Below are 19551 nucleotides of genomic sequence, written 5' to 3'. Positions count from 1 at the left end.
TGCCCCAAATATCAGGCTAGAAGTTTACCGACTTCTGGCCTTTTTTGTGCGTGATCACTAAACAAAGATAAATCGTTATGAAAGTTTTCTATTACTCTGCCTGTCTCTATACTTACTCAAGATAATAAGGATGTACTCATGAATAAGAAATTGATAATCGGGCTAATTTTAGTCATTTCTATTGTTTTACTCGGCGTCAACTTCGGTCAGTATTTCACCTTAGAAAATGCTAAAGCTCAGCAGCTCGCACTAAATACTCACATTGAAGATAACTTCATTTTATCAGCCGCCATATACTTTATCGGCTATGTGTTTGTGACCGCCTTTTCTATTCCTGGGGCGGCGGTAGTCACCTTGCTTGGGGCTGCATTATTTGGCTTTTGGACGAGTTTATTATTGGTGTCTTTTGCCAGCACCATTGGCGCCACACTGGCCTTTTTAAGTAGCCGTTATCTTTTACGTGATTGGGTTCAAGCAAAGTTTGGTTCGAAATTGGACGCCATCAATAAAGGCGTTGAACGTGATGGTGCTTTCTATCTATTCTCGCTGCGTTTGATCCCTGTATTTCCATTTTTCTTGATCAATCTGCTAATGGGGTTAACACCTATCTCGGTGGTGAAATACTATGTCTTTAGTCAGTTAGGGATGTTAGCCGGGACTATGGTTTACCTCAATGCTGGCACACAACTGGCTGAAATAGACAGTTTGTCTGGCATTGTCTCACCAGCGGTGTTGGCCTCTTTTGCTCTGCTAGGATTATTCCCGCTGATTGCAAAATGGATCATGGGTAAACTTCGCCCGCAAAATGGCTCAAGCCCTGCATAAACAAGGATATGTATGAAGCTCTACGTTGCTCAAAACCCACCGCAAGCTCATATTCTGTGCGAGCTTTTGCGCAGTCATCGTATTGACGTAGAAGTGCGTGGTGAAGGGCTATTTGGCCTGCAAGGTGAGCTGCCTATGGATGACAGCAGTCTTCCCTACCTTTGGTTGCTTGATGAACACAAGCAGCCACAAGCGAAGGCACTGATTGATGAGTTTGAGAGCAGGCATCAGCATGCGCCAAGTTGGCGCTGTGATCATTGCAATGAGATAAATGAAGGACAGTTTGCACTGTGTTGGCAATGTGGTTCAAGCCAGACTAATGATGCCTTATTAATCTAAAAAGAATGACACTATAAAATGCGCAAGATCAGCTTTGAGAGCGGATAAATTCAATCGATTTCTGATTAAATTCTAACGGCTTTTCCACGTTACACACGTGTCCACAGTCTTCAATTTCTACCAACTGGCTATTTTGATGAACTGAAACCATTTCTTTTACCGGTTTGATGAACATATAGTCTTTGTCCCCCATTAAATATAACGTGGGGATGTCCAGCTCTTTATCTTTAAAGTAACGCATCAAGGGGTTCACGTCAGCGGCCAGTTTAAACCAACGTTTAAACTCTTTCTGGCACAGCTTTCTCGCTTCTCGCACAAACATTAGGCGGGATTCAACTTGCCCTTTTTGAGGCATAACAATCCAAGCGAACAAACTGTATAGCCACATATAAGGGATAATGTTCTTACACAAATCCCCCATTTTCACCAGTATCTGTGAACGAGTATTAAAACGAGTTACAGCGCCACCTAATACCATTGACTTAACTCGCTCAGAGGCCAGTTCGGCTAAGGTACGCACAATAATTGTGCCCAGAGACATGCCAACAAAATGCGCTGACTTAATTTTCAGATGATCCAACACCTGCAATATGTCTTTTGTTACCGACTCAAAGGTATAACGTTTGCTGATAATATCTTGAAATAAGGTGTTCGATTTACCATGACCACGTAAATCCACCAATAAGACATTAAAATGTTCTCGATACGCTTTAATTTGCTTAAACCAAATGGATGAACTGCCACCTGCGCCATGCACAAACACCACCCACTCCTGAGAATCAGGATGGTGATAGGTTTTGTGGAATAACATTGGATTAGATTCAGCAACAGCGGTCATTGATCACACTAAACGTAGAGACAAGAATGTCTGATGGTAACACAAATTGTGGAGCGCCTGATTGCCCTCCTTGCAGATTTTGTAACAAATAGTGAGCGCAAACGCAAGCTAAGGATTTTTCTGGAAAAAAAGCGTCAGTGTGCCAAATTCGATCCCTAACTTACGAATTGACGTCAAATTAAAGACATGACGTTCATCCTGACGATACAACCAATCATCAAAGTGCACGACGACACTCGACTCCCCTCTAGGTAACGTAAAGTCGTAGCGCCAGCGCAGTGCATTGCCAACTTCTTGCCCTTTGGCTACGCCAACAATATCGTCGGCCTTTCCTTCATAGGTGCCATCTTGTAAACGGGTGATGCGCCAAATACGAGTGGATTGTTCACCATCGGCAAACACGAAATCTTCATGTAAGGTGAGAGTATCGCCAACTATGCGTCCGCTTAACGCGACTTCAAAGCGTCTTGTCTGTTTGCCACTTCGGTCTTGCACCATGCCCCACGCTGTGACGCTCCCGTCAAAGTAACCAAATAAGTCAAAATCAGGACCTTCGCCTTGATACTCCTTAACATCGGCAGTGCACCCGATAATACAAAGGGAAAATACCGCACCCAATAGCCACGCTTTCCATATTTTTCTCATGATCAATTCATCCCTATAAGTTGCTGTCTGTGTTTAGGGTATTCAGTGTTTGGTGACAGCCAGATAGCTAGAAAAGCATCATTGAGCGCTTCATCGGTGATCTCGCCACGCATTTGTGCGATGCCATTTTTTTGTATGTACACAAATGCCCCTGAGAGCCCATCACTGATGTACACCAGCTGATCGCCTAGGGCGACATCAGGGTAAATACGGCCCAAATTTTCAAGCCACTGTGTGGATAGCTGATGACTATAGCCAAGATGCGCCCACTGCTTTTGAGTCTCTTTTAGTAGATGTTGCTTAGAAATGTTACGTTCATAGGTGATGGCTAATGCCACAGGATGTGGGGATAAATCATTACCGACTTGATATTGCCCTTTTGGAGAGCGAAGCTCTGAGGTGTACACATCAAAAAACATAAAATTTAAATCTGCCGAACCGACCTTAGGCCATGTCTGCCATTGTTCCCATTGTGCTGAAGTACTTTTACTTGGCGCCGCAAAGGCGGATGCACAAATAAACACAATACCACTTAGTAAGACGCTTTTAGCTTGGACGAGTCTCATGTGCTTTTACTCCATGACGTCGTTTTTCCAATACGTTTAAGGAGTAGATAATCAGTGCGAAAATGAATGCCCATTCCAATGCAACAATCACAAACGTCATTGCATGTGAATAAGGCCACTGCACCGCACCTAATTGCAAACCTGCAAAGTAACTGCTTGCCGCTCCCAACGCTCCTACCATACATACGATGGCAAAAGGAAAACGGATCAAAAGAGCACGCATATGATAGGCATACCAAGCAAAGCTAACCCATAATAACGCCAGCCATAAAGGTATGCCTGCGGTTGGCAGTGATGCAAACACAAATAGCCCTGTCACGCCATGCATGATGTCCATCGCTACGCCGGCACTGACTATCATCAACAACCAACTTAACGGTATCCCGCGATACCGATAAGAGAACACGACAGTGGCAACCACACACACTAGCAATAGCAATTGCGTACTTTGTTGGCCCACAACCGCTAAGAACCACAAGCATTGAAACCAAATTGACGTCAGTAATAGTGTCTTATTCATAACAAGCCTACATAGGGTTTCTGAATGTAAGATGTACCGTGCTAATTCGGCGCGCTAAAAAGCCACCTTCGCAATAACACAGATAATAACGCCACATACGCATAAACCGTTCATCGTAGCCACACTCAGATAATTCGCCTTTCGCCAGCTCAAAACGATGTCGCCACTGCTTTAAGGTGCGCGCGTAATCTAACCCAATATCATGCAGATCTTGGGCAACCAACTGGCTGTATTGAGTGGTTTGTTGCAGTAAATGGGAAACCGAAGGCAAAAATCCACCGGGGAAAATATACTTTTGAATGAAATCGACCCCTTGGCTATAGGATTCAAATCGTTGGTCAGCAATGGTGATCGCTTGAATCGCCATCAAGCCGCCAGGTTTGAGTAGGGCTTGGCACTTTTCGATGTATGACGGCAAATACTCACGCCCCACCGCTTCAATCATTTCAATAGAAACAAGCTTGTCGTACTGCCCCTCCAAATCACGATAATCTTGTTGTAGCAGAGTAATTTTATCGCTAAGACCTGCCTGTTTGATTTGCAGCTCAGCGTATGAGAATTGTTCTTGCGAGATAGTCGTGGTGGTGACATGACAGCCATAGGTTTGCGCCATGTAAATCGCCATGCCTCCCCAACCCGTGCCAATTTCAATGACAGAGTCACCCGCACCAAGTTGTAATTGTTGGCATAGCCTTTCCATTTTATTGACTTGGGCCTGCTCTAAACTGTCTTCTGCGCTGTGATAAAGGGCCGCTGAATACAGCATGTTTTCATCAAGGAAACGATGATATAAATCATTCCCTAAGTCATAGTGAGCATGGATATTCTTTTTCGAATTTGCCTGAGTATTACGATTTAACCAGTGCCCGACTTTGTAGGCTAAGCGAGTCAATACGCTCTGTTTGCTGTTGAGTTGGTCAAGGGCATTAAGATTCAACGCCATAATTTGAGTGACCGCAGTTAAGTCAGCACTCTCCCACCAACCATCCATATAGGCTTCAGCCGCGGCTATGCTACCGCCACTTAGCATTCGTGAATAAAAATCCGGATGCAATACTTCAATGCAACCCGTAAGTGCATGAGTTTCTTTACCAAAACTCTGCACCGATGAGTATGAGTCGAAACGTTCAACAATGGTTAAAGAGCCGTGCTTTAAGTTCTGCAACTGCTTAAACACCATGGCTCTGGCAGAGCGTTGTAATGGCGAGAATTCCTTTTCTATCACTAAAGATTGAGAGTTATACATTGCAAAAAGCCTCCTGCTTCATCTTCTATTTATTTTTGGCCGGATGGGGATATAAAGGCACTTTCTTTATCCACAACTTAAAAGCATGCCAATAAATACCTGTCAGTACTTTTACTGCCATTATTGGCGTTGAGATCAATTGCTTTAACAAATTTTTTGAATTAAATGGCTGAGCTTTCATGGATAACGTCGCATCAAACTCTTTCCCCTGTCGATGGCACTCTAAATGCACCATCAAGCGCTGAGATAAAGGTTTGAGTTTCCAGACATATTGTTGATTTAAAGGATTAAAAGGCGATACATGAAATGCTTTGTCATGCTGCCAGTTTTGCCCGTGCTCACCTTCACAGGCATCAATGGCGTAGTAATGGTGCTCATTCCACGGCGTATTACTCACTTCGGCCAGTAAAGTTCGCCATTGTCCTTGCTCATCAAACACATAATAGAAATTTACTGGACTAAAATAGATGCCTAGATAACGAAGATGCACCACCGCGATAACTTTGCCTGACAGCCTCTCTCCTGTTAGCGAAAATACTTTGTCTTGCACCGCTTTTTTAAGACAGCCTGTTCCTAAATAATCACGACGAGAAAACCGAGCCCAATGCCACCAGCGCTCCCCAAAACCCCATACGGATTTCTTTAAGCTGGGGAGTTCATCCAGATCAATACTGGGCATAAACAAAGGATAATTCAGTGCGTGTTTTACCGGTGAGAAACGTCGATGTCTGACCTCACCAACCATGATGGCACTGCTTGTGACTTGCTGTGCTGAGGAGGTATTCATGCCGCGCCCTTTTGTTGCAAATCTCGTGAAGTGGCAGGCAACCTTTTCTCAATCGCTTCCACCACATTTAATGCACTCACTACGCCGTCTTCATGAAAACCATTGCGCCAATATGCGCCGCAAAACCACGTGTTATTTTGACCTTGCACCTCAGAGCTACGCTGCTGCGCGGCAATGGATTCACGGGTGAAAACCGGATGGTGATAAACAAAGGATTTTAAAACTTTGTCTTTGTCGATATTGGGGCTGTTATTTAACGAAACGCAAAAGGTATGCGATGACTGAATGTGTTGCAGTATATTCATGTCATAAGTTAAGGTCGGTAAACGAGCTTCTTGATCGCTTGCACCTTCTAAGTAGTAATTCCAAGATGCCCACGCTTTAGTACGCTTAGGTAATAAACGGGTATCGGTGTGCAATACCACTTCATTGGCTTGATAGGTCATCGCGCCTAAAATATCGGACTCAGTCTCTGTGCGCTCTTCCCCTAAAATGCGCAATGCCTGATCGCTATGACAGGCAAAAATCACCTGATCAAAATGCTGCCATTGCCCTTTGACCAAAATACGCACCCCATTCTCGCTTCTCACGACTTTTTCAACGGGTGAATTAAGGTGAATGTTATCGGCAAAACCTGCAATTAACGGTTCTATGTAAGCCCTAGAGCCGCCTTCAATCACATACCACTGCGGACGATTTTTAATATCCAACAAACCATGATTTAAGAAAAAGCGCAGGAAGAATGACAGTGGAAAGGCGCGCATATCCGCAAGCGTAGATGACCAAATGGCTGCGCCCATTGGCAAGATGTAATTCTCACAAAAATATTCGCTGAATTGATGCTGATTTAAAAAATCGCCTAAGGTGTCATCTTGCACTGAGTCATCAGCGGCAAACGCTTTCGCTAATTGATTAAAGCGTAAAATCTCTAAGATAAAGCGGTAAAATTTAGGGTTTAGCCAATTGCGTTTTTGCGCAAACAGGTTCGAGATACCATGTCCGTTATACTCTAATCCATTACGGTCATTACGCACACTAAAGCTCATTTCAGTTGGGTTTCCGCGCACGCCAATTTCATTCATCATTTTAATAAAATTGGGATAGGTTCTGTCGTTATAGACGATAAACCCCGTATCCACGCTATAGGGCTTTCCATCGACTTCAACATCCACGGTTGCGGTGTGCCCACCAATATAATGGTTGGCTTCAAATAAAGTGACATCATGCGTTTTATGTAAATGATAGCCACAGGTTAAACCAGAGATCCCGGTGCCAATAATTGCAATTTTCATTCGGCGTTATCCTTAATCAGTTTGCTTGATAGGCGTTGCTGTATGGAATACGGCAAGCTGCCAAGCAGTCTTAAAATCCATGTAAAACGTTTTGGGAAATAGATGTGTGCTTTTTTGTCGGCAATGCCCTTTTGAATTGCTTTTGAGGCTTGTTCTGCGCTGATCATCATCGGCATTGGGAAATCGTTTTTATCGGTGAGAGGCGTTTTTACAAACCCGGGAAAAACCGTGCTGACCAAAATATCTTTTTTGGATAAATCCAGCGCCAGTGTCCTAGCTAAATAACTGACCGCCGCTTTAGAGGCGCCATACGCTTCGGCTCTCGGTAGTGCTAATTCACTGGCAATTGACCCCATCACTACCAAGTGATGACCCGCGGTAAAATGATGTTGCGCCGCCTCAATCGTATTCGCTAGTCCCACTACATTTATCTGCATGACTCTTGCCAGAAGTGCAGCATCCATCACGCCATCGTCAATATATTCACAGCTTCCTGCATTTAAGATCCATGTGCTCGGAACAGGGTCTAATGAATAGAGCGCCTCTTTACAGGCGGTTAAATCGGTAATATCAAAGTTAAGGGGAATGACATGTTCCCCCAATGCCGCAAGGGCATTTAATTTGGCTTGGTTTTGACCGCACACATAGATAACCCGCTTAGGCTGGGCATTTTCTAGTGCATCGGATTGGGCATTGTGTTCGGCATGAGTTTGAGCATAGTCATAAGCCAGCTGCTCTCCTATGCCAGAGGTCGCGCCAGTGATGAGAAGCGCACTCATAACTCACCCATGCGCTTTTTGATCGCTTTAACCACAGACCCCAAAATAGGTAAGTTTTCATACAGCATTTCACCCATATCAAAATAATCTCTGTGGTGAATGATCTTACCGTCACTAAACTGCAAATGACTAATGCCTTTAACGGCCACCTCACTGCCGCCTCTTAATTTCGGGTGGCGTAAACGCATGGTCCAAATAATAAAACCCGCTTCGCCCGTTTGATGCTTGCTCTCAATCTCAAAGCGACAATCAATCACGTTTTGATAAAGATTTTCAAAGTATAAAGACAGGGCTTCCCAGCCATTTAACTTATGTACCGCATCTTCAAAGATGACATCTTGATGATAAATCTGCGTTAAATCGCTCAATGTCTCTTTGGTCAATTTTTGGTATACATCTGCAACGCTATCAATGCTCATGGTCTATTCCTAATCACCGTTTAAGAAGTCCTTTCCTATACGCTTAATACCTGTTTTTTGAGCACTTTTTGCAGTGCCAAATATAAAGGTAGAGTACCTTGCTCTCCTTAACTACGTGACTTGGGTGAATTAAGATCAAAAAAAAGCTTGGTTTTTACACCAAGCTTTTTTTTATTTCGCATATTGCCAACACGCAATAGGGTTAGAAGTTTTGAGTGTTTCTCAACGCTTCAATACGCTTGTCCAATGGTGGGTGCGACATCAGTAGCTCAGTCAGTGAGCTTTTGCCGTTAATACCAAATGCCATCATAGAACCTTCCAGTTGAGGCTCATGACTGGTTTTCAATCGCTCAAGAGCGGCAATCATTTTGTGCTTACCGACCAATTCGGCCGCGCCAGCATCAGCATGAAACTCACGTTTGCGGCTATACCACATAGTGATGAAGCTCGCCAAAAAGCCAAACACCAGCTCTAGCACCATAGACACACCAAAGTACACCATCATGTTAGAACCGCCCTCTCCTTCATCGTTATTGTTGTTTGCCACAATGTTGGCAATAAAACGAGAAAGGAAAATAACAAAGGTATTCACCACACCTTGCATTAAGGTCATGGTGATCATGTCACCGTTTGCAATGTGGCTGACTTCGTGGGCCAGTACCGCTTCGGCTTCATCTTGCGTCATGCTATGTAGCAAACCTGTAGACACGGCCACTAGTGAGTCGTCACGCTTTGCGCCTGTCGCAAAAGCATTGATATCTGGCGAGTCATAGACCGCTACCGTTGGCATACCGATACCCGCCTGTTGTGCTTGGCGAGAAACCGTTTCTAACAGCCAATGCTCTGTTTGATTGCGAGGGCTTTCGATCACTTGTCCACCCACAGAGCGAAGCGCCATGCCTTTGGACATCATCAAAGAAATAATAGATCCGCCAAAACCAAACACTGCAGCCAACACAAGCAAACCAGAAAGGCTACCGGATTGAATACCGGTAAAGGCATATACAAGGTTTAATACCACACTCAATACTGCAATCACAGCAAGGTTGGTCAGTAAAAATAACGCTACGCGCTTCATCAGAGTTCTCCAAAATAAGAAGCTAAATCTATGTAATTATGGGTTTTAATCGATACTGTAGACAAAGAAAAACGCTCTTTGTTCCCCGTGCTCAGCAAACAACACTGACCTTTTGAGGACAAGCTATCTTGATCTGCACATTGTATACAGGTGCATCCGCCGCGCAAACTTAATAGCAGTAACAAATTGCTACAATAATGAGACCTTGAGCCAAACTTGACGCATTTTTTATCAAACTATCTTGCTTAAAATCAATGTATGAGTATAAATATTAAGCATAGAATTTAACTATTAACCATTTATTAACAAAAGGAGTTGGTTATGGAAGAGGGTTCAAATCATGAAATGGCGTTGGATATGCTTCGTTGCCATTTAGGGATGAGTAAGGAAGAAGCCTTAGAAGCACTTGGGCTTGAAAAGATGCCGACCATTGAACAACAAGTCATCAAGGCGCAGTCACAAGTCGCTACAGACGCCTAATACAGACACTCAGCGCTGTTCTTTTTTAATAAAAACGCCCACTAATGGGCGTTTTTTTATGCACTACAAAAAACAAATTATAAGATCGCATCAAGATTGATGTATTCGCTAATGTCCTTTTTCTTCACACTGCGCATGTAAGGGATCTCTCCAATTTTTGGTGCGCCGATATGATCTTGCAAAAAGGCAATGATTTCTTGGTAGTATTCTTCACATGGGTTCACGCGATTTGCGACCCAGCCAACAACCTCTAAACCATCGTTGCGAATGGCTTCAGCTGTTAACACTGCGTGGTTTAAACAACCTAGCTTCACGCCAACAACCAAAATTACAGGCAGTTTTTCCGTCACTGCCCATTGTGAGAGATAGCAACCTGCACCAATGGGTACGCGCCAACCACCCGCGCCTTCAACTAAAACCACGTCTGCATTCTCTTGATGCTGATGCAGCTTTTGTGAAAAAAACTCGGTGTCGATATCCGTGTTATCAATCGGCGCGGCAATATGTGGTGAAGCTGGAGTTAGCAAGGCGACTGGGTTGACCTCTTCATACGGCAAGTCAACTGTCGCAGCGGCTTGCAAATATAAAGCATCGGAATTTCTCAACCCTTGCTCTGTGGATTCACAGCCCGCAGCAATGGGCTTAAAACCAATCGTAGAAAATCCTTTGGCTTGAAGTGCCTGTAGCAAACCTCGTGATACAACGGTTTTACCTACATCGGTGTCCGTACCTGCAACAAAAAACGTCTTTTTCATTTCTTTATTAACCCTAGGCAAACGCGATAAGTTGCCGGTAATTTGAGATCATCTTGAAAGAGACTTTGATACGCTTGTTCCACTTGCATGAGGGTGCTTCGTTTTGTGAGTCCTTGAGAACGCCCGTCAAGTTGTGTAGCGCCTATGCCTTTTAAATCTTTCATCAGGCTAAACGCACTGTCGTACCAATATGTCATCGTTATCGAGTCTACTTGATAGCAATTACCATTCGCTTGAGCTAACGCAATATTTATCGCTTTATCAGAAATGAACTCTTTTACATGTGGGTAGTGATCCACACACTTCCACGCCTCTTTGAGTTCAAATAAAGAGCCGTCAGCCAAGGTTGAAAACAACACTTCACCGCCAGATTTACAGACTCTGAGCAGTTCTGTGGCTGGTACGCTCAAGTCATTACACCATTGCAACGCTAGGCTTGAGACAACATAGTCAAAATCAGCATCGGCAAACGGCAGTGATTCCGCATCCCCTACACAGTAGCTGGCGCTATCTTGGCAACGCCTACGAGCTTGCTCGAGCATTTTCTCAGACAGATCCAGCGCCGTTACCGTGGCACCTCGCTCAATCAGCTTCTGTGTTAAATACCCTGTGCCGCAGCCCACATCCAAAATGGATACACCGATAAGACAAGGTGGCAGTTTTTGCAACAGTTTCTCTACCACATCTCGTTGCAGCTGCGCGTGCTTGTCATAATGCGTTGCCGCTCGTCCAAATGCTGACGCAATCGCCAGCTTATCGGCGGTGAGATTCAAACCACTGTGCTCCGACATCATAATGAACTCTTACTGGAATTAAGCGCTTCAAAGCTTTCAATGGCTTGCGCTAAATTGATGATTTGCAGCGCGTCATGCTTTGCAGACAAAGTAATGCGAATTCGCGCACTGCCCTGTGGCACTGTTGGCGGACGAATGGCCGTCGTCCAAAAGCCCTGCTCACGTAAATACTCAGCCAGTTGCATCGCTCGTTGAGAACAGCCGACCAAGTACGGTTTAATGGGTGTATCCGTTGCAACGTACCCCGGCAGGTGACCTAAGTGCTTAGCGTAAGTACTTAATAGGTTGCTCAGGTTTTCATGACGCCAATCCTGAGTTTGAATTAACTCGATTGAACGGGTAATCGCCACCGCTTGCGCGGCAGGCATAGCGGTTGAATAAACAAAATGGCGTGCATATTGACGTAAGTACTCGCCGGTTTGGCTATCGCATAGAATCGCGGCCCCCTGCACGCCAACGGCTTTGCCAAAAGTGACGACTAAGAGGTTCGGCTTAACGCCCATAGCGCTACAACTGCCGCGACCTTGCTCGCCCAATACGCCAATGCCGTGTGCATCATCGACCATCAACCAAGCATCATGTTGCTGACAAAGAGTCTCTATGTTCGCCAGAGGAGCACGATCTCCATCCATACTAAAGACCCCTTCAGTAATCACTAAACTGGGGCCTGATTTTTGAAGTAGAGACTGCAACTTATCCGTTCGATTATGCGAAAAACGAAGCATTTTAGCAGGGCTTAGCATCCCCGCTTCCATCAAGGAGGCGTGATTGAGCTTATCTTGCAAGACGATGTCGTTTTTTTTCAACAAGGTAAACAGCGCGGCTTGATTGGCACTAAAGCCAGAGTTAAACAGCAGTGCTTGTTCAAACCCAAGCCAGTGACACAACGTTTCCTGCAATGCTTGGTGAGCAAATGAATGCCCAGTCACCATTGGCGATGCGGCGCTACCCACGCCGTACTCGTCAATGGCGGATTTCCACGCACTTTTAATGCTCTGCTCGTCTGCCAACCCTAAATAGTCATTACTGGAGAAATTAACAAACGCCGTATCATCCACAATAATGGTATCGGTGTTGCCACCCACGATAGGATTTAACGTTCGAACAAGGCCCTGCTCTTTACGTTGCTGCAATGCCTTGTCGATACGAGATTCAAATAGGCGCGACTCAAACGGTTGCATCGTAGAACAAATCGTCTTTACTTGGTCTTGCCGCCACGCGCTCATTCACTTGCTCAAGCAAATCTTGCTCTTGAATTTCATCGGGCTTTTGACTGGTGGCAATGGTATTAATGCCAAGCTTTTTAAACAGCTGCATGTCGCTGTCTTCATCAGGGTTTGGCGTAGTCAGCAACTTACAACCGTAGAAGATGGAGTTTGCACCCGCCATAAAGCACAGCGCTTGCATTTGCTCGTTCATGCTTTCACGTCCTGCTGAAAGACGTACCGCCGATTGCGGCATGATGATGCGAGCAATCGCAATAAGTTTAATAAATTCAAATGGGTCGACATCTTCCACGTTTTCCAGTGGCGTGCCTTTTACTTTCACTAGCATATTGATTGGCACACTTTCTGGGTGCACAGGTAAATTGGCTAGCTCCACTAACAGCCCAGCGCGATCGGCTGAACCTTCACCCAAACCGATAATGCCACCAGAACAGATTTTCATTCCGGCATCACGCACGTGAGAGAGCGTGTCTAAACGGTCTTGATAGGTGCGAGTGGTAATGATGTTGCCGTAATATTCTGGAGAGGTGTCCAAGTTATGATTGTAATAATCAAGGCCAGCGGTGGAGAGCTCAGAGGCTTGCTCTGGGGTTAACATGCCCAGCGTCATACAGGTTTCTAAGCCCATGGATTTCACGCCTTTGATCATGTCCGTTAATAACGGCATATCGCGCGCTTTTGGATTTTTCCATGCTGCGCCCATACAAAAACGCGTTGAACCTGAGTTTTTCGCTTTCTCAGCGGCTTCAAGCACTCGCTCAACTTCCATCAAACGCTCTTTATCAACATCAGTGCGGTAATGGGCACTTTGCGGACAATACTTACAATCTTCTGGGCAAGCGCCTGTTTTTATTGAAAGTAAGGTACTGACCTGCACATAGTTATGTTGCTGGTGCTTTCGATGAATGGTCTGCGCTTGATAGAGCAAATCCATAAAAGGTAAATCGAGTAATTGTTGGACTTCTGCAACTGTCCAGTCATGGCGAACTTCCACGCTGTTATCCTTTTGGGCTGTTTTGATGCTTGGCTAGTCTAACCCGAAGCGATACACTGTCAACATCACAAAGGTAACTTTGTTTACTAACGAACACTAATTGTACAATTTGAGCGCTTTTATGGATTTAGACTTCGACAAAAACCACCTTTGGCACCCGTATACCTCAACCCTTAACCCTCTCCCCTGTTACCCAGTCACCTCAGCTTCTGGCGTCAAATTGACCTTAGAAGATGGACGAGAGTTAATTGATGGCATGTCTTCTTGGTGGTCAGCGATTCATGGTTACTCACATCCTGCATTAAACGAGGCGGCTCATCAGCAAATCGATGCTATGTCGCATGTGATGTTTGGCGGAATCACCCATCAGCCGGCAATAGAGCTCGGTAAAAAGCTATTAGATCTCGCCCCTGATAATCTTGAGCATATCTTTCTTGCCGATTCGGGTTCGGTCGCAGTGGAAGTCAGCTTAAAAATGGCATTGCAATACTGGCACGCAAAAGGCGAAAAACGCGCTAAGTTTCTCACGCTTAGACACGGCTATCACGGCGATACTTTTGCCGCTATGTCCGTAACCGACCCTGATAATTCAATGCACTCCCTGTATAAAGGCTTTTTGCCTGAACATATCTTTGTTGAGTCGCCAAAGACGGGCTTCTTTGATACTTGGGATGAATCCGATACCGCTCCGCTAGTTGATGCATTAGCACTGCATCATCAAGAAGTTGCGGCCATTATCCTTGAACCAATTGTGCAAGGGGCTGGCGGAATGCGTATTTACCACCCCACCTATCTCAAGCGAGTGCGTGAATTATGCGACCAATATGATCTGTTGCTGATCACCGATGAAATCGCCACAGGCTTTGGCCGCACTGGCAAAATGTTCGCCGTTGAACATGCCGATATACAGCCAGATATCTTATGTGTTGGTAAAGCGCTAACGGGTGGCTACATGACGCTCTCTGCTACCCTGACTAGCAAAAAAGTAGCCAATACCGTCTGCTCAGGTGAAGCGCAATGCTTTATGCATGGCCCAACCTTTATGGGCAACCCACTCGCCTGCGCCGTGGCAACCGCAAGTTTGTCGCTATTGCAAACGGGTGAATGGCACAAGCAAGTCACGCAAATTGAATCCATCTTTGCCGAATCACTACCCAAGCTAAAAGCACAGCCGATGGTGAAAGATATTCGTTATTTAGGCGCAATTGGCGTCATCGAAACTTATCAAGTCGTCAACATGCAACGCATTCAAGCGCACTTTGTGGAGCATGGCGTGTGGATACGTCCGTTTGGACGACTTATCTATATGATGCCTCCTTACATTATCCAGCCAGACGAATTAGCGCGCTTGATAGATGCTGTTGAGAGTGCGGTCGCTGATCCTGATAATTTTCAGTTGTAGTGGTTGCTGGTTAGTGCACACCGCTAAACAAAAAGCTCATCCCCTATCCATCTAAATAAACCGCTATTGGCAATATTTGATGGCAGAACCTTATTCCGAGCAAGGTTCTGCCTATGTAGCACTGTCATTTACTTTAAATAATCATTAGAAAGCTGAATAGAGTCGCTAACCCCTCTCAACAAGGAGCATGAATACATGTTAAGCTATTGAATAACAATGATTAATTATAGAATTATCTCTGTTATCCCTAAGGTAACGTGCATTGTTAAAAAGTGATAACACGAACACTCGTTTTTATGTAAAGACAGAATACGAAATGTTGAGTATATGCATTACATTTCAATTAGTTATGGTATGTTGAATGAAAGTTGGGCAAGCAGATCTGTTATTAAGAATGTTATACGTTCTCGGAGGACTTTAGTCTTGGAAGAATTAATTAAGAAATTGGCATTAATTGATGAGCTAGAAACTTGGAAAGAATATAGCCAAGATTTTAGTCCTCAGGATAAGAAATTAGCTTTTGAACGTGCTCAAACTTTGTGGATTGCACGAAAGGTTTCTGAGAACACGCTTTACGTTCATCCTGATGTGATTTCCGATCTTCAACGTCAAAGTTGGATTCCAAATGATTTACAAAAGCGCATGATTTGGGCAAGCGTTTTAGTGTCTGCTGAGGGTGTTCGAAGTAGAGAGCGTTTTAAATCAATTAAAAATAGTCTCATAAATAGATATGGTCGAGATTGGTGGGAAGACGTTTATAAACGTCAGAAACCAGCTTTTGCAGCAAAAGAACGTATTCGCAAGCAAATTGCTTCTAATGGAGCTGCAGTTAATATGCTGATAGAAAATACTCATCTATTTGGTGAAGCGGCAAGAGATCAAATTACTTCTGCTTTGAGTATGGTCCCCAAGTGGTAAACTCGGGAAGTAAATGGGGTCAGGTCTTTCTTTTTGCACAAAGTAAACCTTCAAACGCAAAATTCAAGTCCTGACCCTGCTTTATTGCCGCTTAACAAAGCGTGATAGCTCAACCCAACCCCGCCTTCTTAAAAATCATAACTACGTTAATCACGTATAGCTTTACTATCTATACGTTAGTTGCGTATACTTTGCATATGAAAAGTATATTTGTCGAATCAACCATATTTGAAAAGTACCGTAATGAATATCTCAGCGATGATGAGTTTAGGCTTTTTCAATCTGAGTTAATGTCTAACCCGAAACAAGGTGACGTAATTCAAGGTACAGGTGGTTTGCGGAAAATTAGAGTTGCAAGTAAAGGCAAAGGCAAGCGTGGCGGCTCTCGTGTTATCTATTATTTCCTCGACGAAAAGCGTCGGTTCTACTTGCTGACGATTTATGGCAAGAATGAAATGTCTGATTTAACCGCAGACCAGAAGAAACAATTGAAAGCTTTTATGGAGGCGTGGCGTAATGAGCAGTCGTGATCTGTTTACAGAGTTAAGTTCAGCTCTTATTGAGGCTAAAGAACATTCTGAGGGTAAGTTAACCCTTAAAACCTACCAAGTTAACGATATCGGTGAGTTAGATATTTCACCTAATGAGATCGTGAGTATTCGTGAACAATTTAATATGTCTCGTGGTGTGTTTGCGCGTTTACTGCATACCTCATCTCGTACATTAGAAAATTGGGAACAAGGGCGTAGCGCACCAAATGGACAAGCGATAACCCTTCTAAAATTGGTTCAGCGTCATCCAGAAACTCTCTCACAGATAGCTGAGCTATAACAAAAAAACCACCTAACAATACTGCTAGGTGGTTTCAAATAAGTCAGCCGGTTTTTACAACCTAGCAGAATTAACCGATATGAGTTAATCCGCCCATGTACTGTTGTAGTACCGCAGGGATCTCGATGCGACCGTCTGCTTGTTGGTTGTTTTCTAAGATAGCAACCATAGTACGACCTACAGCAAGGCCTGAACCGTTTAGTGTGTGTAGCAACTCTGGTTTCTTCTCAGCTTTACGACGGAAGCGAGCTTGCATACGACGTGCTTGGAAATCCCATGTGTTTGAACATGAAGAAATTTCACGGTATGTTTTTTGCGCTGGAACCCAAACTTCAAGGTCGTAAGTTTTACGAGCGCCGAAGCCCATATCACCCGTACAAAGCACCACTTTACGGTAAGGAAGTTCTAGCAATTGCAGTACTTTCTCAGCGTGGCCTGTTAGCTCTTCTAGCGCATCCATTGAATCTTCTGGACGAGTGATTTGCACAAGTTCAACTTTGTCGAATTGGTGCATGCGGATAAGACCGCGAGTATCACGACCGTAAGAACCCGCTTCAGAGCGGAAACATGGTGTGTGTGCCGTCATCTTGATTGGCAGATCTGCTTCATCAACGATGGTGTCACGTACCATGTTAGTCACTGGTACTTCTGCTGTAGGAATCAAAGACAGTTTACGTGGCTCTTCATCGTTTACTTTTTCAGTCAGTGGTTCTGTGTGGAATAGGTCTTCACCAAATTTAGGTAATTGACCAGTACCAAATAGGCTGTCTGAGTTTACTAGGTACGGTACGTACATTTCTGTGTAGCCGTGCTCTTCAGTGTGAAGGTTTAGCATAAACTGTGCAATCGCGCGGTGTAGACGCGCAAATTGGCCTTTCATCACGATGAAACGAGCACCAGTGATTTTAGTTGCGCTTGCGAAATCTAGACCGCCTGCAAGTTCACCAAGATCAACGTGATCTTTCACTTCAAAGTCGTACTCTTTTGGTGTGCCCCAACGAGTCACTTCAACATTTTCGTTTTCGTCTTTACCTGTTGGTACAGAGTCATCTGGCAAGTTTGGAACAGAAAGAGTGATGTCTTCTAGCTGAGAAAGCACTTCTGCTAGCTCTACTTTCTTCGCATCTAAATCTGAGCCTAGAGTACCGATTTGTTTTTTGATTTCTTCAGCGCCTGCTTTATCGCCAGCAGCCATCTTTTGACCAATTTGCTTGGAGATGGAGTTACGCGTGGATTGCAAGTTCTCAACATCAACTTGAATCGCTTTACGCTGTTCTTCCAGTTGGCGAATGGTATCAACGTCTAAGGTGTAACCTCGACGGGCTAGTTTTGCTGCTGTTTCGTCCAGCTCTGTACGAAATAATTTAGAATCTAGCATTGCTAATCCTGCGTGTAGTTAACGATAACTCTCAAGGAGCTAAAAAGGGAAAAATTCAATCGAACAAAGATAGCGAAAAACCACTACTTTTTGTAGCGCTTTCGTGTGCTTTTTTCGTCTAATGAATGTAGATAGTTCAGCTTTTCAGCAATTTTGCTTTCTAAGCCACGGTTTTCTGGAAAATAGTAACGGGTGTCACGCATCTCTGGCGGGAAATAGCTCTCACCTGCGGCATAGGCGCCCGGTTCATCATGAGCATATCGATACCCTTCCCCATAGCCTAAATCTTGCATTAGCTTAGTAGGAGCATTGCGTAAGTGATGAGGCACTTCAAGCTCAGAGGTATCTTCGGCATCTTGCAAGGCTTGTTTCCATGCTTTGTACACCGCGTTACTTTTAGGTGCACAGGCCAAATACACCACCGCTTGTGCTAAGGCACGCTCGCCTTCGGCAGGGCCAATACGAGTAAAACAATCCCATGCACTGATTGCCACTTGCATCGCTCTTGGGTCGGCGTTGCCAATATCTTCAGAGGCAATGGCTAATAAACGGCGCGCAATATATAAAGGATCGCATCCTGCTTTGAGCATGCGCGCGCTCCAATACAGAGCGCCATCGGGATCAGAGCCGCGAATGGATTTATGCACCGCTGAAATAAGGTCGTACCAAATATCGCCTTTGTTATCAAAGCGAGCCACTTTAGAGCCAGCCACCTGCGCCAATAACTCAAGGTCTATCTGTTTGACTGAGTTCTTTTCCGGTGCCATATCGAAAAGCAATTCAAGATAGTTCAGCGCCATACGCGCATCGCCACTGACAAGCTCGGCAAGGCGTTTATCACTTTCGTCGATAAACTGAGCCTGTAGCTTGCCTAAGCCTCGCTCTTCGTCATTTAAGGCTTGCTCTATCACCTGTTCAATATCTTGGGTGTTTAACGAGCCTAGCTTGTACACGCGAGCGCGAGACAGCAGTGCGTTATTAAGCTCAAAAGACGGGTTTTCGGTGGTGGCACCAATAAATGTCACAGTGCCGTCTTCAATGTGTGGCAAAAAGGCGTCTTGCTGACTTTTATTGAAGCGATGTACTTCGTCGACAAATAAGATGGTGCGATGACCGGCAAGTTTATTATCACGAGCTTTTTCGATGGCGGCGCGAATGTCTTTCACCCCAGAGGTGACCGCTGAGACTCGCTCAACACGGGCATCGGCATAACTGGCTGCTACTTCGGCTAAGGTGGTTTTACCTGTGCCCGGAGGCCCCCATAAAATCATGGAGTGCAGTTGGCCGGCCTGTAAGGCTCTGTAGAGAGGTTTACCCGGCCCTAATACATGTTGCTGACCGATGTACTCTTCAAGGGTGCGAGGACGCATTCGAGCGGCTAACGGGCGAAAGTCTTCGCCCGATGAAAAATCAAACTGCATATTGCTCATGATAGCGAC

General features: G+C 44.7%; 23 protein-coding genes. 7 read left to right on the top strand and 16 right to left on the bottom strand.

What is annotated here, in order from left to right; genetic code table 11:
• The first annotated feature begins 138 nt into the window (after positions 1–138).
• Together VEZ01S_RS03920 and VEZ01S_RS03915 are read left to right on the top strand one after the other, a co-directional pair.
• Positions 139–825: a TVP38/TMEM64 family protein gene (locus VEZ01S_RS03920; RefSeq protein WP_021712708.1), complete on the top strand. Its 687-nt coding sequence runs from the start codon at positions 139–141 to the stop codon at positions 823–825.
• Positions 826–837: 12 nt separating this feature from the next.
• Positions 838–1164 (top strand): putative signal transducing protein, encoded by a 327-nt coding sequence (locus tag VEZ01S_RS03915; protein ID WP_021712707.1) that lies wholly within the window; start codon positions 838–840, stop codon positions 1162–1164.
• A 28-nt stretch (positions 1165–1192) separates the two neighbouring features.
• Here the strand turns inward: VEZ01S_RS03915 and VEZ01S_RS03910 are convergent, their stop codons facing one another.
• From VEZ01S_RS03910 to htpX, 10 genes are all read right to left on the bottom strand, one after another.
• Positions 1193–2002 carry an alpha/beta fold hydrolase gene (locus VEZ01S_RS03910; protein ID WP_021712706.1) on the bottom strand — a complete coding sequence of 270 codons (810 nt, stop codon included), beginning with the start codon at positions 2000–2002 and terminating at the stop codon, positions 1193–1195.
• A gap of 108 nt (positions 2003–2110) precedes the next feature.
• Positions 2111–2647 carry a DUF3833 domain-containing protein gene (locus VEZ01S_RS03905; RefSeq protein WP_021712705.1) on the bottom strand — a complete coding sequence of 179 codons (537 nt, stop codon included), beginning with the start codon at positions 2645–2647 and terminating at the stop codon, positions 2111–2113.
• A gap of 2 nt (positions 2648–2649) precedes the next feature.
• Positions 2650–3213, bottom strand: a complete 564-nt coding sequence (locus VEZ01S_RS03900) for a chalcone isomerase family protein (RefSeq protein ID WP_021712704.1) — start codon at positions 3211–3213, stop codon at positions 2650–2652.
• Positions 3194–3733: a DUF2878 domain-containing protein gene (locus tag VEZ01S_RS03895; protein ID WP_021712703.1), complete on the bottom strand. Its 540-nt coding sequence runs from the start codon at positions 3731–3733 to the stop codon at positions 3194–3196. The genes VEZ01S_RS03900 and VEZ01S_RS03895 overlap by 20 nt, the downstream gene beginning before the upstream one ends.
• Positions 3734–3740: 7 nt before the next feature.
• A complete protein-coding gene (locus VEZ01S_RS03890) occupies positions 3741–4979 on the bottom strand; it encodes an SAM-dependent methyltransferase (RefSeq protein WP_021712702.1) in 1239 nt (412 codons plus the stop codon).
• A 25-nt stretch (positions 4980–5004) separates the two neighbouring features.
• A complete protein-coding gene (locus tag VEZ01S_RS03885) occupies positions 5005–5766 on the bottom strand; it encodes a DUF1365 domain-containing protein (protein WP_021712701.1) in 762 nt (253 codons plus the stop codon).
• Positions 5763–7058, bottom strand: coding sequence for an NAD(P)/FAD-dependent oxidoreductase (locus VEZ01S_RS03880; protein WP_021712700.1), 1296 nt, complete (start codon positions 7056–7058; stop codon positions 5763–5765). Before VEZ01S_RS03880 ends, VEZ01S_RS03885 begins: the two co-directional genes overlap by 4 nt.
• Positions 7055–7837, bottom strand: coding sequence for an SDR family NAD(P)-dependent oxidoreductase (locus tag VEZ01S_RS03875; protein WP_021712699.1), 783 nt, complete (start codon positions 7835–7837; stop codon positions 7055–7057). The genes VEZ01S_RS03880 and VEZ01S_RS03875 overlap by 4 nt, the downstream gene beginning before the upstream one ends.
• A complete protein-coding gene (locus VEZ01S_RS03870) occupies positions 7834–8256 on the bottom strand; it encodes a nuclear transport factor 2 family protein (RefSeq protein WP_021712698.1) in 423 nt (140 codons plus the stop codon). Before VEZ01S_RS03870 ends, VEZ01S_RS03875 begins: the two co-directional genes overlap by 4 nt.
• Before the next feature lie 202 nt (positions 8257–8458).
• Complete coding sequence (htpX, locus tag VEZ01S_RS03865; protein WP_021712697.1) at positions 8459–9334, bottom strand: protease HtpX; 876 nt, start codon at positions 9332–9334, stop codon at positions 8459–8461.
• Between the two features lie 321 nt (positions 9335–9655).
• Between htpX and VEZ01S_RS16805 the strand changes: the two genes are divergently transcribed.
• Entirely contained in the window at positions 9656–9814 is a 159-nt protein-coding gene (locus VEZ01S_RS16805; RefSeq protein WP_021712696.1) for a hypothetical protein, read from the top strand.
• 77 nt (positions 9815–9891) lie between these two features.
• Here VEZ01S_RS16805 and bioD read toward each other — a convergent pair whose 3' ends face one another.
• From bioD to bioB, 4 genes are read right to left on the bottom strand one after another with little or no spacing between them, the layout of a single operon-like run.
• Entirely contained in the window at positions 9892–10569 is a 678-nt protein-coding gene (gene bioD, locus VEZ01S_RS03860; RefSeq protein ID WP_021712695.1) for a dethiobiotin synthase, read from the bottom strand.
• The gene (bioC, locus tag VEZ01S_RS03855) at positions 10566–11360 is read right to left on the bottom strand and encodes a malonyl-ACP O-methyltransferase BioC (RefSeq protein ID WP_040890169.1); all 795 of its coding nucleotides are present in this window, start codon (positions 11358–11360) and stop codon (positions 10566–10568) included. The genes bioD and bioC overlap by 4 nt, the downstream gene beginning before the upstream one ends.
• Entirely contained in the window at positions 11360–12544 is a 1185-nt protein-coding gene (gene bioF, locus VEZ01S_RS03850; protein WP_021712693.1) for an 8-amino-7-oxononanoate synthase, read from the bottom strand. Before bioF ends, bioC begins: the two co-directional genes overlap by 1 nt.
• The gene (gene bioB, locus VEZ01S_RS03845; RefSeq protein ID WP_021712692.1) at positions 12531–13583 is read right to left on the bottom strand and encodes a biotin synthase BioB; all 1053 of its coding nucleotides are present in this window, start codon (positions 13581–13583) and stop codon (positions 12531–12533) included. The genes bioF and bioB overlap by 14 nt, the downstream gene beginning before the upstream one ends.
• Positions 13584–13704: 121 nt before the next feature.
• On the opposite strand from bioB, the gene bioA reads away from it, so the two are divergent.
• The 4 genes from bioA (at position 13705) to VEZ01S_RS03825 (ending at position 16734) form a co-directional block, all read left to right on the top strand.
• Positions 13705–14985: an adenosylmethionine--8-amino-7-oxononanoate transaminase gene (bioA, locus tag VEZ01S_RS03840; RefSeq protein ID WP_021712691.1), complete on the top strand. Its 1281-nt coding sequence runs from the start codon at positions 13705–13707 to the stop codon at positions 14983–14985.
• Positions 14986–15408: 423 nt separating this feature from the next.
• Positions 15409–15903, top strand: coding sequence for a hypothetical protein (locus tag VEZ01S_RS03835; RefSeq protein WP_021712690.1), 495 nt, complete (start codon positions 15409–15411; stop codon positions 15901–15903).
• A gap of 197 nt (positions 15904–16100) precedes the next feature.
• Positions 16101–16433, top strand: a complete 333-nt coding sequence (locus VEZ01S_RS03830; RefSeq protein ID WP_021712689.1) for a type II toxin-antitoxin system RelE/ParE family toxin — start codon at positions 16101–16103, stop codon at positions 16431–16433.
• Entirely contained in the window at positions 16420–16734 is a 315-nt protein-coding gene (locus VEZ01S_RS03825; protein ID WP_021712688.1) for a helix-turn-helix domain-containing protein, read from the top strand. Before VEZ01S_RS03830 ends, VEZ01S_RS03825 begins: the two co-directional genes overlap by 14 nt.
• 70 nt (positions 16735–16804) lie before the next feature.
• Here VEZ01S_RS03825 and serS read toward each other — a convergent pair whose 3' ends face one another.
• Together serS and VEZ01S_RS03815 are read right to left on the bottom strand one after the other, a co-directional pair.
• Positions 16805–18112: a serine--tRNA ligase gene (gene serS / locus VEZ01S_RS03820; RefSeq protein WP_021712687.1), complete on the bottom strand. Its 1308-nt coding sequence runs from the start codon at positions 18110–18112 to the stop codon at positions 16805–16807.
• Between the two features lie 83 nt (positions 18113–18195).
• Positions 18196–19542 carry a replication-associated recombination protein A gene (locus tag VEZ01S_RS03815; RefSeq protein ID WP_021712686.1) on the bottom strand — a complete coding sequence of 449 codons (1347 nt, stop codon included), beginning with the start codon at positions 19540–19542 and terminating at the stop codon, positions 18196–18198.
• Between the last annotated feature and the right edge of the window lie 9 nt (positions 19543–19551).

The organism is Vibrio ezurae NBRC 102218 (assembly GCF_000467185.1).
In the GTDB taxonomy this organism is placed as follows: domain Bacteria; phylum Pseudomonadota; class Gammaproteobacteria; order Enterobacterales; family Vibrionaceae; genus Vibrio; species Vibrio ezurae.
Note: the sequence above shows the minus strand (reverse complement) of the source record. Positions and strands in the feature narration are given on the sequence as shown.

Excerpts from the sequence above, each read along its gene's own strand:
- VEZ01S_RS03920 (WP_021712708.1), top strand. The coding sequence starts at position 139 with ATGAATAAGAAATTGATAATCGGGCTAATTTTAGTCATTTCTATTGTT.
- VEZ01S_RS03915 (WP_021712707.1), top strand. The coding sequence starts at position 838 with ATGAAGCTCTACGTTGCTCAAAACCCACCGCAAGCTCATATTCTGTGC.
- VEZ01S_RS03910 (WP_021712706.1), bottom strand. The coding sequence starts at position 2,002 with ATGACCGCTGTTGCTGAATCTAATCCAATGTTATTCCACAAAACCTAT.
- VEZ01S_RS03905 (WP_021712705.1), bottom strand. The coding sequence starts at position 2,647 with ATGAGAAAAATATGGAAAGCGTGGCTATTGGGTGCGGTATTTTCCCTT.
- VEZ01S_RS03900 (WP_021712704.1), bottom strand. The coding sequence starts at position 3,213 with ATGAGACTCGTCCAAGCTAAAAGCGTCTTACTAAGTGGTATTGTGTTT.
- VEZ01S_RS03895 (WP_021712703.1), bottom strand. The coding sequence starts at position 3,733 with ATGAATAAGACACTATTACTGACGTCAATTTGGTTTCAATGCTTGTGG.
- VEZ01S_RS03890 (WP_021712702.1), bottom strand. The coding sequence starts at position 4,979 with ATGTATAACTCTCAATCTTTAGTGATAGAAAAGGAATTCTCGCCATTA.
- VEZ01S_RS03885 (WP_021712701.1), bottom strand. The coding sequence starts at position 5,766 with ATGAATACCTCCTCAGCACAGCAAGTCACAAGCAGTGCCATCATGGTT.
- VEZ01S_RS03880 (WP_021712700.1), bottom strand. The coding sequence starts at position 7,058 with ATGAAAATTGCAATTATTGGCACCGGGATCTCTGGTTTAACCTGTGGC.
- VEZ01S_RS03875 (WP_021712699.1), bottom strand. The coding sequence starts at position 7,837 with ATGAGTGCGCTTCTCATCACTGGCGCGACCTCTGGCATAGGAGAGCAG.
- VEZ01S_RS03870 (WP_021712698.1), bottom strand. The coding sequence starts at position 8,256 with ATGAGCATTGATAGCGTTGCAGATGTATACCAAAAATTGACCAAAGAG.
- htpX (WP_021712697.1), bottom strand. The coding sequence starts at position 9,334 with ATGAAGCGCGTAGCGTTATTTTTACTGACCAACCTTGCTGTGATTGCA.
- VEZ01S_RS16805 (WP_021712696.1), top strand. The coding sequence starts at position 9,656 with ATGGAAGAGGGTTCAAATCATGAAATGGCGTTGGATATGCTTCGTTGC.
- bioD (WP_021712695.1), bottom strand. The coding sequence starts at position 10,569 with ATGAAAAAGACGTTTTTTGTTGCAGGTACGGACACCGATGTAGGTAAA.
- bioC (WP_040890169.1), bottom strand. The coding sequence starts at position 11,360 with ATGTCGGAGCACAGTGGTTTGAATCTCACCGCCGATAAGCTGGCGATT.
- bioF (WP_021712693.1), bottom strand. The coding sequence starts at position 12,544 with ATGCAACCGTTTGAGTCGCGCCTATTTGAATCTCGTATCGACAAGGCA.
- bioA (WP_021712691.1), top strand. The coding sequence starts at position 13,705 with ATGGATTTAGACTTCGACAAAAACCACCTTTGGCACCCGTATACCTCA.
- VEZ01S_RS03830 (WP_021712689.1), top strand. The coding sequence starts at position 16,101 with ATGAAAAGTATATTTGTCGAATCAACCATATTTGAAAAGTACCGTAAT.
- VEZ01S_RS03825 (WP_021712688.1), top strand. The coding sequence starts at position 16,420 with ATGAGCAGTCGTGATCTGTTTACAGAGTTAAGTTCAGCTCTTATTGAG.
- serS (WP_021712687.1), bottom strand. The coding sequence starts at position 18,112 with ATGCTAGATTCTAAATTATTTCGTACAGAGCTGGACGAAACAGCAGCA.
- VEZ01S_RS03815 (WP_021712686.1), bottom strand. The coding sequence starts at position 19,542 with ATGAGCAATATGCAGTTTGATTTTTCATCGGGCGAAGACTTTCGCCCG.